We start from the raw sequence: 14,455 nt of genomic DNA on the forward strand, positions 1-14,455 counted from the left end.
GGATGCGCATAAGTGATTATCCGTCGCCCCATGCGCTGGCTAAAGTCGCTCCATCGAATGACCAGAGCCAGCCACCCGAGCCGCCTCGATCGCACGATTCAACAACTACAAAAAGCCCGCCTTGTCACTTCCGCAAGGCACATACCGGCAGCAAAGGAACCTTCACATGACCCGTCCAGATTTCGCCCTGGCTCTGTCCAGTGCCATCTCCAAAAGCCGGCTGCGTTTGCTGCCGTTTCTGATCCTGATGTACATCCTCGCCTTCATCGATCGCTCCAACGTCGGCTTCGCCAAAGCGGCATTGCAGGCCGACACCGGTCTGGGCGATGCGGCGTTCGCGTTCGGCGCGAGCATCTTCTTCATCGGTTACGCGTTCTTCGAAGTGCCGAGCAACTACATGCTGCACCGCCTCGGCGCGAAGGTCTGGCTGTGCCGGATCATGGTCACCTGGGGCCTGGTGTCGGCGGCGATGATGTTTGCCCACAACGCCGAAACTTTCTACGTCCTGCGCTTCCTGCTGGGCGTCGCCGAAGCCGGTTTCTTCCCGGGCATCATCCTTTACCTCACCTACTGGTTCCCGGCACAGAGCCGTGGCCAGGCGCTCGGCCTGTTCTACTTCGGACTGCCGTTGGCGCTGGTGTTGGGCAGCCCGCTGTCGGGCTGGTTGCTGGACTTCCACGGTGTGTTCGGCCTGACCAACTGGCAGTGGCTGTTCGTCGTCGAAGGCCTGATGGCCTCGGTGGTCGGCATCGCCGCGTACTTCTACCTGGTCAACCGTCCGGCCGATGCCCGTTGGTTGAGTGTCGATGAAAAACACGCGCTGCAAACCGCGCTGAGCGAAGAAGACGCACAGAAAAAAGACAGCAGCCCCCACGGTTTTCTCAGTGCGCTGCGTAACCCTCGGGTGCTGCAATTCTGCCTGGCGTATTTCACCATTCAGATGAGTGTGTACGGCGTGGTGTTCTACCTGCCGACCCGCATCGCCGGTCTGCTCGATGGTCATGTCGGCCTCAACGTCGGCCTGATCACCGCCATCCCGTGGATCTGCGCCCTGATCGTCACTCGCCTGGTCACTCGCTACGCCGACCGCACCGGCCAGCACCGTCGCCTCGCCGTGTGCATGCTGACCATGGCCGCCCTCGGCATCGCCGCCTCGGCGCTGGGCACCAGCATGGTTCCGGTGGTCCTCGCGTTCTGCTTCGCCGCTGCCGGTTTCGTCTCGGTGCAGCCACTGTTCTGGACCATTCCCACCAGCTACCTCAGCGGCGCCGCCGCGGCCGGCGGGATCGCCCTGATCAACTCCATCGGCAACCTTGGCGGCTTCGTCGCACCGAACCTGAAAACCGTGATGGAAACCAGTTTCGCCGACCCTCGCGCCGGCATGTTCGCCCTGGCCCTGGTCGGCATCGTTGGCGCCGTCCTGCTGTCCCGACTTCGTACCACCCACACCCCCAAATCACCCTCGCAGCTCACACCGGCTCAGGTTGGCTGATCACTACCCAAGCGTTAGCAAGGAATTGAATTCATGAAAATCAAAGCAATCCGTACCCGCGTTTTCGAGTGGAAAGGCAAAGTCGTTCCCCCACAAGCGCACTTCTGCACCAACGCCAGCGACATCCTGTTCGAGCGCGGCGACGCCATGGGCTCGTTCCGTTTCCACGGCTGGCTGGTGGTGGAAGTCGAGACCGACACCGGTCTCGTCGGCATCGGTAACTGCGCCCTGGCGCCACGTGTTGCCAAGGAAATCATCGACACCTACCTGGCGCCGATTGCGATTGGCGAAGACCCGTTCGACAACGAATACATCTGGCAGAAAATGTACCGCCAGAGCCACGCCTGGGGTCGCAAAGGCATCGGCATGGCGGCGATCTCGGCGATCGACATCGCGATCTGGGACATCATGGGCAAAGCGGTCAACAAGCCGGTGTTCAAGTTGCTGGGCGGGCGCACCAAGGAAAAGATCTGGACCTACGCCTCCAAGCTCTACGCCAACGACAACCTCGACCTGTTCCTCGAAGAGGCCCAGGGCTATCTGAACCAGGGTTTCACCGCGCTGAAAATGCGCTTCGGCTACGGCCCGAAAGACGGCCCGGCGGGCATGCGCAAGAACATCGAACAAGTGCGCGCACTGCGTGAACTGGCCGGCCCGGACATCGACATCATGCTCGAATGCTACATGGGCTGGACCTTGGAATATGCGCGCCGCATGTTGCCGAAACTCGCCGAGTTCGAGCCGCGCTGGCTCGAAGAACCGGTGATCGCTGATGACATCGAAGGCTACATCGAGCTGAAAAAAATGGGGATCATGCCGATCTCCGGCGGCGAGCACGAGTTCACTTCCTATGGCTTCAAGGACCTGCTGGAACGGCGCGCCGTCGACGTGATCCAGTACGACACCAACCGCGTCGGCGGCATCACCGCCGCGCGCAAGATCAACGCCATGGCCGAAGCCTGGTCGGTGCCGGTGATCCCGCATGCCGGGCAGATGCACAACTACCACCTGACCATGTCCACCACCGCCTCGCCGATGGCCGAGTTCTTCCCGGTGTTCGACGTCGAAGTCGGCAACGAACTCTTCTACTACGTGTTCAAGGGCGAGCCGCAACCGGTCAACGGCTACATCCAGCTCGACGACAACAAGCCGGGCCTGGGCCTGGAAATCTCCGATGAATACCTGAGCGACTTCAACATCATCGAGTGACCTTGAGGCGCCGCTCACGGGCGGCGCCATTCACGACTTTCTGGAGGGCCGACATGCGCCTGATTCAATTTGAAAACACTGCCGGTGAGCGTCAGGTCGGCGTCGTCGAAGGTTCGCAGGTCCAGGTGCTCAAAGGCACCCGCAGCACCCGTGAACTGGCACTCGCGGCGATCCGTGCGCAACGCAGCCTGCAAGAAGAAGTGGCCCAGCGCGGCACTGAACCGGGCCCGGATTACGCGCAGCTGTTGCAGCAGGGCAACGTCCTGCCGCCGCTGGACCACGAAGACCCGGCCCACTGCCTGATCAGCGGCACCGGCCTGACTCACCTGGGCAGTGCCTCGGCGCGAGACAAGATGCACCAGCAGGACGGTGCGGTCGAAGCCGGCATGACCGACACCATGCGCATTTTCAAGTGGGGCCTTGAGGGCGGGAAACCGGCGGCCGGTCAGGTCGGTGCGCAGCCGGAGTGGTTCTACAAGGGCGACGGCAGCATCGTCGTGCGCCCCGGTGCCGATTTCCCGGTGCCGCCGTTTGCCGAAGACGCCGGCGAAGAGCCGGAGCTGACCGGCCTCTACGTGATCGGCGACGACGGGCAGCCGTACCGCGTCGGTTATGCCTTGGGCAACGAGTTCTCCGACCATGTCATGGAGCGCCGCAATTACCTGTACCTCGCGCATTCGAAACTGCGCTACTGCGCCTACGGTCCGGAACTGCGCGTCGGTGAATTGCCCCGGCATCTGGCGGGCACCAGCCGCATCATCCGCAACGGCGAAACCCTCTGGGAAAAAGAGTTTCTCAGTGGCGAAGACAACATGTGCCACAGCCTCGCCAACCTCGAATTCCACCACTTCAAGTACGCGCAGTTTTTGCGTCCCGGCGATGTCCACGTGCACTACTTCGGTACCGCCACGCTGTCGTTTGCCGACGGCGTGAAAACCCAGCCGGGGGATCGCTTCCAGATCAGCCTCGACGCCTTTGGCGCACCGCTGGAAAACGGCATCGGCGAGAGTGCCCAGCCGTTGGCCATCGGCCAGATTCGCGCGCTCTAAAAGCAGCCGGAACATCCGCCCTTGTAGGAGCCGGCTTGCCGGCGATTGCGTCCGAGAGATCGATGCAAGGCTTGAAGGCCAATCGCCGGCAAGCCGGCTCCTACAGGTCTGTGCCAATCGATCAGGAATACTTTTATGACTACGCAATCTGGATACAACTACATCGGCGGCCAGCGCAGCGCCAACGGCACGCTGCAACTGCAAAGCCTCGACGCCACCACCGGTGAGCCGTTGCCCGGCACCTTCTTCCAGGCGACCGAAGCCGAAGTGGATGCCGCCGCGAAAGCCGCCGCTGCCGCGTACCCGATCTATCGCAACCTGAGCGCAGAAAAACGCGCCACGTTCCTTGACGCCATCGCCGATGAAATCGATGCGCTGGGCGATGATTTCGTCGCCACCGTGTGCCGCGAAACGGCGTTGCCGGCAGGACGCATCCAGGGCGAGCGCGGACGCACCAGCGGCCAGATGCGCCTGTTCGCCAAGGTCCTGCGTCGCGGTGATTTCTACGGCGCGCGGATTGACCGGGCACTGCCGGATCGTCAGCCGCTGCCGCGTCCGGATCTGCGCCAGTACCGCATCGGTCTCGGCCCGGTGGCGGTGTTCGGCGCGAGCAACTTTCCGTTGGCCTTTTCCACGGCGGGCGGCGATACCGCCTCGGCCCTGGCCGCCGGTTGCCCGGTGGTGTTCAAGGCGCACAGCGGCCACATGGCGACGGCCGAACGGGTCGCGGACGCGATCATCCGCGCCGCCGAACGAACCGGCATGCCGGCCGGTGTGTTCAACATGATTTATGGCGGTGGCGTCGGTGAGTGGCTGGTCAAGCACCCGGCGATTCAGGCCGTGGGTTTTACCGGTTCGCTCAAGGGCGGCAATGCCCTGAGCCACATGGCCGCGACCCGGCCGCAACCGATCCCGGTGTTCGCCGAGATGTCGAGCATCAATCCGGTGTTCCTGTTGCCCGAAGCACTCAAGGTGCGGGGCGAGCAGATCGCGGCGCAACTGGCCGGTTCGGTGACCCTGGGTTGCGGGCAGTTCTGCACCAATCCGGGTCTGGTCATCGGTTTGCGTTCGCCGCAGTTCAGCGCCTTTCTTGAACAGTTCTGCGCCAACATGAACCAGCAGCCGGCGCAAACCATGCTCAACGCCGGCGCGCTGGTCAGCTACAGCAAGGGCCTGGGCGAGCTGCACGAGCATCCGGGGCTGACGCACCTGGCGGGCCAACCGCAGCAGGGTAATCAGGCGCAACCGCAGGTGTTCAAGGCCGATGTCAGCCTGTTGCTCAAGGGCGATGAACTGCTTCAGGAAGAAGTGTTCGGGCCGACCACCATCGTCATCGAAGTCGAGGACCAGGCACAGCTCGCGGCCGCGTTGCACGGCTTGCGCGGGCAACTGACGGCTACGCTGATCGGCGAGGCCGAAGAGTTGCTGGAACACCGCTGGCTGGCCGAGTTGTTGCAGGAAAAGGTCGGGCGGATCTTGCTCAACGGCTACCCGACCGGGGTCGAAGTCTGCGAGGCGATGGTGCATGGCGGGCCGTATCCGGCGACGTCGGATTCGCGCGGGACGTCGGTGGGGACGCTGGCGATCGATCGATTCCTGCGGCCGGTGTGCTTCCAGAATTATCCGGACGGGTTGCTGCCCGAGGCGTTGCAGAATGCCAATCCGCTGGGGATTCGGCGGTTGGTGGATGGTGAAGTGAGTCAGTCAGCCTTGTAGTGCCTGAACCACCGCCATCGCCGGCAAGCCGGTCTCGCTCCCACAGTTGACCGAGTTGTCTGGGCGAACTCGGCCTAATGTGGGAGTGAGCCTGCTCGCGATGGCGTCATCCCAAACGCCACAAAACTATCTGGCCACCACCTCAACCTTCTTCATCACCGAAGGCTTCAACACCAGCCACAACGCCGCCGCAATCAACACCCCGCCATACACATGGGCCATCGACAGCGGCTCATCCAGCAGCAACGCCCCCCACAACACCCCGAACGGCGGAATCAGGAAGGTCGTGGTCATCGATTTCAAAGGCCCGATCGAGGTGAGCAGGCGGAAGTAGATGATGTACGCAAACGCCGTGCACCCCAGGCCCAACCCCAGCAGCGAAAGCCACACGCTCCAGCCGCCCCAGCTCGCCGGTGGCTGACTGATCACGCTGTAGCCGAACAGCGGCAGCAGGAACAAGGTCGCCCCGAGCATGCTGCCCAGCGCCGAAAGACGACTGTCGAGACCGCCGGCCTGGTCGAGCCAGCGGCGGGCGAGGAAACCGGCGAAGCCGTAGCAGGTGGTGGCGAGCAGGCAGGCGAGGGCGCCCATCAGCAGGGGCAGGTCGAAGGCCACCGGGCCGGCACGGGTCAGAATGCCGACCCCGAACAACCCGAGAAACACCCCGCCGAGCTTGGCCGCCGTCAGCCGTTCACTGAAGAACAGGCCGCCGATCAACACCCCCATCAACGGTGTGGTGGCGTTGAAAATCGCCGAGTAACCGGCGGGCAGCACCTGGGCCGCCACGGAATAGAGGGTCGCCGGAATCCCGGAGTTGATCACCCCGAGCAGCATCACGGTTTTCAGTTTGCCTTTGAAATCCCAGCTGATGCGCATCAGGCCGACAATCACCAGCAGCCCGACCGCCGCAATCGAGACACGGAAAAACGCAGTGGGGATGCTGCCAATCACCGGGGCGATGATGCGCATGAACAGAAAGCTCGCACCCCAGATGGCCGCCAGCGACAGTAAACGAACGATATCGACAGGGCTCACGGTGCACTCCTTCCTTGATGGGGACGAGAGTGTTGCCGAGAGCCTTGCCTATGGCAACCGAAAAACCGGCATCAAATTACGAAACGGGTCACCAGGCCGTTGAGGTCGACCGCCAGCCGCGACAGTTCCTGGCTGGCGGCCGACGTCTGGGTGGCACCGGCGGCGGTCTGGGTCGAGAGATCGCGGATGTTCACCAGGTTTTGATCGACTTCCCGCGCCACCAGCGCTTGCTGTTCGGCGGCACTGGCGATGACCAGGTTGCGTTCGTTGATCTGCGAAATCGACGCGGTGATTTTCTCCAAAGCGCTGCCGGCGCTGTTGGCCCGGCGCAACGTCTGGTTCGCCTGCTCGGCACTGCTTTGCAACGCGCTGACCGTCGCCCCGGTGCCTTGCTGGATGTTGTTGATCATCAGCTCGATTTCTTCGGTGGAGTTCTGGGTGCGTTGCGCCAGCGAGCGCACTTCATCGGCGACCACGGCGAACCCGCGTCCGGCCTCACCGGCGCGGGCGGCTTCGATGGCGGCGTTGAGCGCCAACAGGTTGGTCTGCCCGGCGATGCCGCGAATCACCTCCAGCACTTTGCTGATGTCCTGCGCCTGAACCGCCAGGCCCTCGGCCTGTTTCGAGGCGTCGAGCACTTCGCTGACCAGGCCCTGAATCGAGGTGATGGTTTCGCTGACCTGGACGTGGCCGTGCTTGCTGTCCTCGTTCGACGCCTGGGAGGCCTCGGCGCTGGACACGGCGTTCGCGGCGACCTCGTCCACTGCGGTGCTCATTTCGGTGACGGCGGTGGCGGCCATCTCGATCTGGTCGTTCTGCAGCTGCAGGCCACGGGTGCTTTCTTCCATCACCGAACTCATTTCCTCGGCGGCGGAGGCCAGTTGCCGCGCCGATTCGCTGATGCCGCGAATGGTCGAACGCAGGTTGCCTTGCATCTCGGCGAGGGCGTCGAGCAGTTGCGCGGCTTCGTCCTTGCCGTCGCTGGCAATCTGGCCGCTGAGGTCGCCCGAGGCGATCCGGCGCGCGACGTTCAACGCCTGATTGATTGGCGAGGTGATGCTGCGGGTCAGCATCCAGGCCAACAGCAAGGTGGCGATCAACGCGAAGACGATGATTGCACCGACGATCCATTGCGCCCGCTGGTACATCGCCGCCGCAGCGTCGGCGGCCGCATCGGCCCCTTGCTGATTGAAGCTGATCATCGACTCCAGGGATTTATCCAGCACGCTGCCCTGAGGGGCCAGTTCATTGTTGAGACGGGCGTAGGCCTGTTCATCCTGGCCGGCATCGATCTGGATAATGATCTGGTCGAGGATCGCCAGGTACTTGCCGACGGCCGCACTCAGGCTGTCGAGCATGGCCCGTTCCTGGTCGTTGGACAGCAGCGTCGTGTGGTCATTGAGGCGTTTGAGCAGTTCCTGGCGTTGGGCGCTCAGGATCCCTTTGCTCTTTTCCCGGACGGCACTCTGGTGGTTGGCGATCATCCGCAACGATTCCAGGCGGATGGTGGCGATGTTGGCCGCGCTGTCGTGGATGCTTTCGATGCTCGGCATCCACGATTCCTCGATGACCGTCGCGCTCTCGCGCAGGGTTGCCATCTGACCGAGGCCAAACAACCCGACCAGCACCAGAAGGCCGGCCAGTACCGCAAAACTCAAGCTTGCGCGCATACCGATGCGCAGATTCCTTATAGACATGCAAAGTGCTCCTTAGGCGTATTGGGAGGTAGTCCTCGTGTACCGGGGATCTTGTTTTTAGGCGGGGAAACGCGGCGTGTATATCAAAGTGCCACCTTTTTGGTAAGACCAATCCGTAAGGTGTTTTCAGGGGAGCGGGTACTGAAGGGAGGCCCGGAAATATCACGGTGCTCGACGGAGGGGTGGGCAGATTGGATCCGAAACCCAATCAATCCAAGGGCTGTAGATGAATCGATTCATTGTGGAAAGGATGACTGAAGAGGTTTGTTACTGACCGATCGGTCGAATTAAAAAAAACCGAAAAACATCTGTAACCAAATGAATCTTTCGCCTGTGGGGCAAAAAATTACGCTTCTCCTGCACCCGGTTCACTGGCTAAGCTCAGGCGATCCGAATTCCCGCAGAGGTCTCACCATGCCGCAGCAATGGCCAGCCGCCGACATCGCCCGAATGATCCTCGATGGCTTTGACGATTACCGCGAGCATTTCCGGCAGATCACCGACGGTGCCCGGGCGCGTTTCGAGCAAGCCCTGTGGCAGGAGACACAAGTCGCCTCGGCGGCGCGGATCAACCTCTACGAAGAAAAGGTCAGTGAAACCGTCGGCCGGCTGCGCATCGCATTCGACGCCGACACCCTGGATGTCAGCTGCTGGCCACTGGTCAAAAGCGCGTACATCACGCTGATCGACCTGCGCTTCGACGATGAGCTGTCCGAGACCTGGTACAACTCGATCTTCTGCGGGCTGTTCAGCCATGACCTGATCAGCGACGGCTGCATGTTCATCCACACCACCCGGCCAAGCCTGCGCCGGGCGCGCGCCGCGCAAACCCGGACCTACAAACCCCAGGGGCAGCTGTCCGGGATGCTGGCGAGCATTTTTGCCGACTACCGTTTCAGCGAGGATTACGCCGACCTGCCGGGCGACCTGCGCCGCCTCGAAGCGCAACTGCGCGAGAACCTGCCGGACTGGGTGTGCAAGGACCCGGAGCTGAGCGTCGAGCTGTTCTCCTCGGTGCTCTACCGCAACAAGGGCGCGTACCTGGTCGGGCGCATCTACACCACCGATGAGCAGTGGCCGCTGGCGATTCCGCTGTTGCACCTCGAGGGGCGCGGCATCCAGATCGACGCGCTGATCACCGACGAAGCCGACGTGTCGATCATCTTCTCGTTCACCCGTTCGTACTTCATGGTCGACGTGCCGGTGCCGGCGGAGTTCATCGGCTTCCTGCGGCGCATTCTGCCGGGCAAGCACATCGCCGAGCTGTACACCTCGATCGGCTTCTACAAGCACGGTAAATCCGAGTTCTACCGCGCGTTGATCAACCACCTGGCCAACACCGACGACCAGTTCATCATGGCCCCCGGCGTGCGCGGCATGGTCATGAGCGTGTTCACCCTGCCGGGTTTCAACACCGTGTTCAAAATCATCAAGGACCGGTTCTCGCCCTCGAAAAACGTCGACCGCGCCACGGTGATCGAGAAGTATCGCCTGGTGAAAAGCGTCGACCGCGTCGGGCGCATGGCCGATACCCAGGAGTTCGCCGACTTCCGTTTCCCGCTGAGCAAGTTCGAACCGGCGTGTCTTGAAGAACTGCTTGAGGTGGCGCCGTCCACCGTGTCGGTCGAAGGTGACACGGTGCTGATCCGCCACTGCTGGACCGAGCGGCGGATGACCCCGTTGAACCTGTACCTGGAACACGCCAACGAAGCGCAGGTGCGTGAAGCGCTGGAAGATTACGGCCTGGCGATCAAGCAACTGGCGGCGGCGAATATTTTCCCCGGCGACATGCTGCTGAAAAACTTCGGCGTCACCCGCCACGGCCGCGTGGTGTTTTATGACTACGACGAGATCTGCTTCCTGACCGAAGCCAACTTCCGCCACATCCCGCAACCGCGCACGCCGGAAGACGAAATGGCCTCCGAGCCGTGGTATTCGATCGGGCCGCTGGACGTGTTCCCCGAAGAGTTTCCACCGTTTCTGTTTGCCGATTCCGGGCAGCGCCGGTTGTTCGACCAATTGCATGGCGAGCTGTACAACGCCGATTACTGGAAAAGCCTGCAAGAGGCGATTCGCGCCGGCAAGGTGATCGATGTGTTCCCGTATCGGCGCAAGGGCCTCGATACCGAGTAGTTCTCTGCGATTGCGTACAATCGAATCGCGAGCAGGCTCGCTCCCACATTTAATCGTGGTACCCGCGATTTTGTGGTCGCTGGAGATCCACTGTGGGAGCGAGCCTGCTCGCGATTCGGCCGCGCAGCGGTCGTAAAATCTGCGACAATCCGCCCCCTGCGCCACTAGACGACTTATTGCGTACCTGATGACTGACGAATCGCCTGCAATCGACAAACTGTTGAAAAACCTCGATCACGCCATGCTCGCCGACCGCCACCGGCTGCGGCGGCAGTTGCTTGAGCTGCGCAAGAAACCCGACGAGGCCAAGCTGGCCCAGTGGGTCACGCGCATGCAGGCGTCCTGCGATCAGGTGCTGGCGCGGCGTGCCAGCCTGCCGGTGATTCGTTACGACGACAGTTTGCCGATCGCCGCCAAGCGCGACGAAATCAAGGACGCGCTGCTCAAGCATCAGGTGCTGATCATTGCCGGCGAAACCGGCTCGGGTAAAACCACCCAGCTGCCGAAGATCTGCCTGGAAATCGGTCGCGGCCAGCATGGCTTGATCGGCCACACCCAGCCGCGTCGAATCGCGGCGCGCAGCGTGGCGAGCCGGGTCGCCGAAGAACTGGCGACGCCGTTGGGCGCGCTGGTCGGCTATCAGGTGCGGTTCGAGGATCAGAGCGATTCCAACACCCTGATCAAACTGATGACCGACGGCATCCTGTTGGCGGAAACCCAGAACGACCGCTACCTCGAACGCTACGACACGATCATCGTCGACGAAGCCCACGAACGCAGCCTCAACATCGACTTCCTGCTCGGTTACCTGAAAACTTTGCTGCCCCGTCGCCCGGACCTGAAAGTCATCATCACCTCGGCGACGATCGACCTTGAGCGCTTCTCCAAGCATTTCGACGACGCGCCGATTGTCGAGGTTTCGGGCCGTACGTTCCCGGTAGAAACCTGGTATCGCCCCTTGACCCTGGAGCAGGACGAGGAGGGCAACCGCGTCGAGGATGACCTGACCGTGGATCAGGCGATCCTCGCCACCCTCGACGAAATCGCCGCGTTCGAACGCAGCGAGCGCAAGAGCCCCGGCGATGTGTTGGTGTTCCTGCCCGGCGAGCGCGAGATTCGCGACGCCGCCGACATGCTGCGCAAGGCCCAGCTCAAGCACACCGAAATCCTGCCGTTGTACGCGCGGCTTTCGCCGGCCGAACAGCAGCGAATTTTCCAGTCGCACCCCGGGCGTCGCGTGGTGCTGGCAACCAACGTCGCCGAAACCTCGTTGACCGTGCCGGGCATTCGTTATGTGATCGACAGCGGCACCGCGCGAATCAGCCGCTACAGCTACCGCGCCAAGGTCCAGCGCCTGCCCATCGAAGCGATTTCCCAGGCCAGCGCCAATCAGCGTAAAGGCCGCTGCGGTCGGGTCGAGCCGGGCATTTGCGTGCGCTTGTTCAGCGAAGAGGATTTCCTCGGTCGTCCGGAATTTACCGACCCGGAGATTTTGCGCACCAACCTTGCGGCGGTGATCTTGCAGATGCTGCATCTGCGTCTCGGCGAGATCACTGATTTTCCGTTCATCGAACCGCCGGATGGCAAGGCCATCAGCGACGGTTTCAACCTGCTGCAAGAGCTCTCGGCGGTGGACCGCAACAGCCAGCTGACCCCGCTCGGCCGCAACCTGGCGCGCCTGCCGGTGGACCCGCGCATGGGCCGCATGCTGCTGGAAGCGGCGAAACTCGGCAGCTTGCAGGAAGTGCTGATCGTCGCCAGTGCCATGTCGATCCAGGACCCGCGCGAGCGTCCGCCGGAGCGTCAGCAAGCGGCGGATCAGGCTCATGCGCAATGGAAAGACGTGGACTCGGACTTCGCCGGGCTGGTCAATCTGTGGCGCGGTTTCGAAGAGCAGCGCCAGGCGCTGACCGCTAGCCCGCTGCGTAACTGGTGCCGCAAGAATTTCCTCAATTACCTGCGTCTGCGCGAGTGGCGCGACTCGCACCGTCAGCTGAGCCTGATCTGCCGCGACATGCAGTTGAGCCTCAACAAAGAGCCGGCGGATTATCCGAAGCTGCACAAAGCCGTGCTCTCCGGATTGCTCAGCCAGATCGGCCAGAAAACCGAGGACGGCGATTACCTCGGCGCCCGGCAGCGGCGGTTCTGGATTCACCCGTCGTCGGGGCTGGGCAAGAAGCGTCCGCAATGGCTGATGACCGCCGAGCTGGTGGAAACCACCAAGCTCTATGCGCGCATGGTCGCCAAGATCGACGCCGACTGGATCGAGCCGCTGGCCGGGCACTTGATCAAGAAAAACCACTTCGAGCCCCATTGGGAGAAGAAGCGCGGCCAGGTCGTGGCGTTCGAGCAGATCACCTTGTTCGGGCTGATCGTGGTCGGGCGCCGGCCGGTGCACTACGGGCCGGTCGATCCGGTGGTGTCCCGCGAGCTGTTCATTCGAGAAGCGCTGGTGCGCGGCGAGATTCAGTCCAAGGCCAAATGCCTGACCGCGAACCAACAATTGCTGGAACAGCTCGACGAACTGGAAGCCAAGGCCCGACGTCGCGACATCCTCGCTGACGAAGAAACCCTGTTCGCCTTCTACGACGCGCGGCTGCCGGCGGAGATTCACCAGACCGCGACCTTCGACAGCTGGTATCGGATCAACAGCCAGAAAGATCCGCAGTTGCTGATCATGCGCGAAGAGGACGTGCTGGCCCGCGAAGCCAGCGAAGTGACGGCCGCGCATTACCCGGACACCTTGCACATCGGCGATCTGGAGCTGGCGCTGAGTTACCACTTCGAACCGAATCACCCGCGTGACGGCGTGACCTTGCGCGTGCCGGCCCCGCTGTTGCCGATGCTGCCGCCGGAACGCCTGGAGTGGCTGGTGCCCGGCGTGATCGAGGCCAAGTGCATCGCGCTGGTGCGCAACCTGCCCAAGGCGCTGCGCAAGAATTTCGTGCCGGTGCCGGACTTCGTCAAAGCCGCATTGCAGCGCATGACCTTTGCCGAAGGTTCGTTGCCGCAGGCACTCGGCCGCGAACTGCTGCGCATGACCGGTGCGCGGGTCAGCGATGAAGCCTGGGCCGAAGCGGCGCAGCAGGTCGAAAGCCATTTGCGGATGAACCTGGAAATCGTCGACGGCCAGGGCAAGTTCCTCGGCGAAGGGCGTGATCTGGCGGAGCTGACTGCACGTTTCGCTGAAGCCAGTCAGGCCGCATTGGCGGTCCCGCAAACTGCGAAAAGCCAGCAACCGGTGGAGGCGAAAGTCTTCGCGGCGGTGGCGGAAAAAACCCAACAGAAGATCGCCGGGCTGTCGATGACGGTCTATCCGGCGCTCGTGGAAGAGGGCGGGACGGTCAAGGAAGGGCGGTTCTCGACACCGGCCGAAGCCGAGTTCCAGCACCGTCGTGCCTTGCAGCGTTTGCTGATGCAGCAACTGGCGGAACCGGCGAAATTCCTGCGCGGCAAGTTGCCGGGGCTGACCGAGCTGGGCCTGATGTACCGCGACATGGGCCGCATCGACGCGCTGGTGGAAGACATTCTTCTGGCCAGTCTCGATAGCTGCATTCTCGACGGCGAAGACCCGTTGCCGCGCGACGGTGCGGGGCTGGCGGCACTGGCCGAACGCAAGCGCGGTGGCTGGACCGAACACGCCGAGCGTCTGGCGAAGCTGACCCTGGAGATTCTCAAGCTCTGGCACGGTTTGCAAAAGCGTTTCAAGGGCAAGATCGACCTGGCGCAAGCCGTGGCCCTGAACGACATCAAGCAGCAGCTCAGTCATCTGGTGTACCCGGGTTTTGTCCGGGAAACGCCGATGCAGTGGCTCAAGGAACTGCCGCGCTATCTGAAAGCCATCGAGCAGCGCTTCGAGAAGCTCGGCGCTCAGGTGCAGAAGGATCGGGTCTGGAGCGGTGAGTTGTCCGGTCTCTGGACGCAGTACCAGACCCGCGCCAGCAAACATGCGCAGGAAGGCAAGCGTGATCCGCAGCTGGAGCTGTATCGCTGGTGGCTGGAGGAATACCGGGTGTCGCTGTTCGCCCAGCAACTGGGGACCAAGGTGCCGATCTCCGACAAACGCCTGAACAAGCAATGGACCCTGGTCGAGCCGTAGCGCCACACCACCTGTGGGAGCGAGC

Annotated in this window: 8 protein-coding genes; 6 read left to right on the top strand and 2 right to left on the bottom strand. The window is 62.6% G+C overall.

All coding sequences use genetic code 11. The features are described 5' to 3' along the window. The first annotated feature begins 166 nt into the window (after nucleotides 1–166). The 4 genes from ACF6ZU_RS19885 to ACF6ZU_RS19900 all read left to right on the top strand — a co-directional run bounded on the left by ACF6ZU_RS19885 (nucleotide 167) and on the right by ACF6ZU_RS19900 (nucleotide 5,466). The gene (locus ACF6ZU_RS19885; protein ID WP_392886257.1) at nucleotides 167–1,492 is read left to right on the top strand and encodes an MFS transporter; all 1,326 of its coding nucleotides are present in this window, start codon (nucleotides 167–169) and stop codon (nucleotides 1,490–1,492) included. 33 nt (nucleotides 1,493–1,525) lie between these two features. After that, complete coding sequence (locus ACF6ZU_RS19890) at nucleotides 1,526–2,701, top strand: L-rhamnonate dehydratase (RefSeq protein WP_008043480.1); 1,176 nt, start codon at nucleotides 1,526–1,528, stop codon at nucleotides 2,699–2,701. Nucleotides 2,702–2,754: 53 nt separating this feature from the next. Continuing rightward, nucleotides 2,755–3,750: an AraD1 family protein gene (gene araD1, locus ACF6ZU_RS19895; RefSeq protein WP_392886260.1), complete on the top strand. Its 996-nt coding sequence runs from the start codon at nucleotides 2,755–2,757 to the stop codon at nucleotides 3,748–3,750. A 135-nt stretch (nucleotides 3,751–3,885) separates the two neighbouring features. Further along, entirely contained in the window at nucleotides 3,886–5,466 is a 1,581-nt protein-coding gene (locus tag ACF6ZU_RS19900; RefSeq protein ID WP_392886262.1) for an aldehyde dehydrogenase (NADP(+)), read from the top strand. Between the two features lie 126 nt (nucleotides 5,467–5,592). Here ACF6ZU_RS19900 and ACF6ZU_RS19905 read toward each other — a convergent pair whose 3' ends face one another. Continuing rightward, complete coding sequence (locus ACF6ZU_RS19905; RefSeq protein WP_392886264.1) at nucleotides 5,593–6,501, bottom strand: DMT family transporter; 909 nt, start codon at nucleotides 6,499–6,501, stop codon at nucleotides 5,593–5,595. 71 nt (nucleotides 6,502–6,572) lie between these two features. After that, a complete protein-coding gene (locus ACF6ZU_RS19910; protein WP_392886266.1) occupies nucleotides 6,573–8,198 on the bottom strand; it encodes a methyl-accepting chemotaxis protein in 1,626 nt (541 codons plus the stop codon). A 414-nt stretch (nucleotides 8,199–8,612) separates the two neighbouring features. On the opposite strand from ACF6ZU_RS19910, the gene aceK reads away from it, so the two are divergent. Together aceK and hrpA are read left to right on the top strand one after the other, a co-directional pair. After that, nucleotides 8,613–10,331, top strand: a complete 1,719-nt coding sequence (gene aceK, locus ACF6ZU_RS19915) for a bifunctional isocitrate dehydrogenase kinase/phosphatase (RefSeq protein WP_392886268.1) — start codon at nucleotides 8,613–8,615, stop codon at nucleotides 10,329–10,331. Between the two features lie 187 nt (nucleotides 10,332–10,518). Further along, the gene (gene hrpA / locus ACF6ZU_RS19920; RefSeq protein WP_392886269.1) at nucleotides 10,519–14,430 is read left to right on the top strand and encodes an ATP-dependent RNA helicase HrpA; all 3,912 of its coding nucleotides are present in this window, start codon (nucleotides 10,519–10,521) and stop codon (nucleotides 14,428–14,430) included. Nucleotides 14,431–14,455 lie beyond the last annotated feature (25 nt).

Origin of the sequence: Pseudomonas migulae (genome assembly GCF_043225285.1) — a bacterium.
Lineage (GTDB): Bacteria > Pseudomonadota > Gammaproteobacteria > Pseudomonadales > Pseudomonadaceae > Aquipseudomonas > Aquipseudomonas migulae_C.

Excerpts from the sequence above, each read along its gene's own strand:
- araD1 (WP_392886260.1), top strand. The coding sequence starts at position 2,755 with ATGCGCCTGATTCAATTTGAAAACACTGCCGGTGAGCGTCAGGTCGGC.
- ACF6ZU_RS19885 (WP_392886257.1), top strand. The coding sequence starts at position 167 with ATGACCCGTCCAGATTTCGCCCTGGCTCTGTCCAGTGCCATCTCCAAA.
- ACF6ZU_RS19900 (WP_392886262.1), top strand. The coding sequence starts at position 3,886 with ATGACTACGCAATCTGGATACAACTACATCGGCGGCCAGCGCAGCGCC.
- aceK (WP_392886268.1), top strand. The coding sequence starts at position 8,613 with ATGCCGCAGCAATGGCCAGCCGCCGACATCGCCCGAATGATCCTCGAT.
- hrpA (WP_392886269.1), top strand. The coding sequence starts at position 10,519 with ATGACTGACGAATCGCCTGCAATCGACAAACTGTTGAAAAACCTCGAT.
- ACF6ZU_RS19910 (WP_392886266.1), bottom strand. The coding sequence starts at position 8,198 with ATGTCTATAAGGAATCTGCGCATCGGTATGCGCGCAAGCTTGAGTTTT.
- ACF6ZU_RS19890 (WP_008043480.1), top strand. The coding sequence starts at position 1,526 with ATGAAAATCAAAGCAATCCGTACCCGCGTTTTCGAGTGGAAAGGCAAA.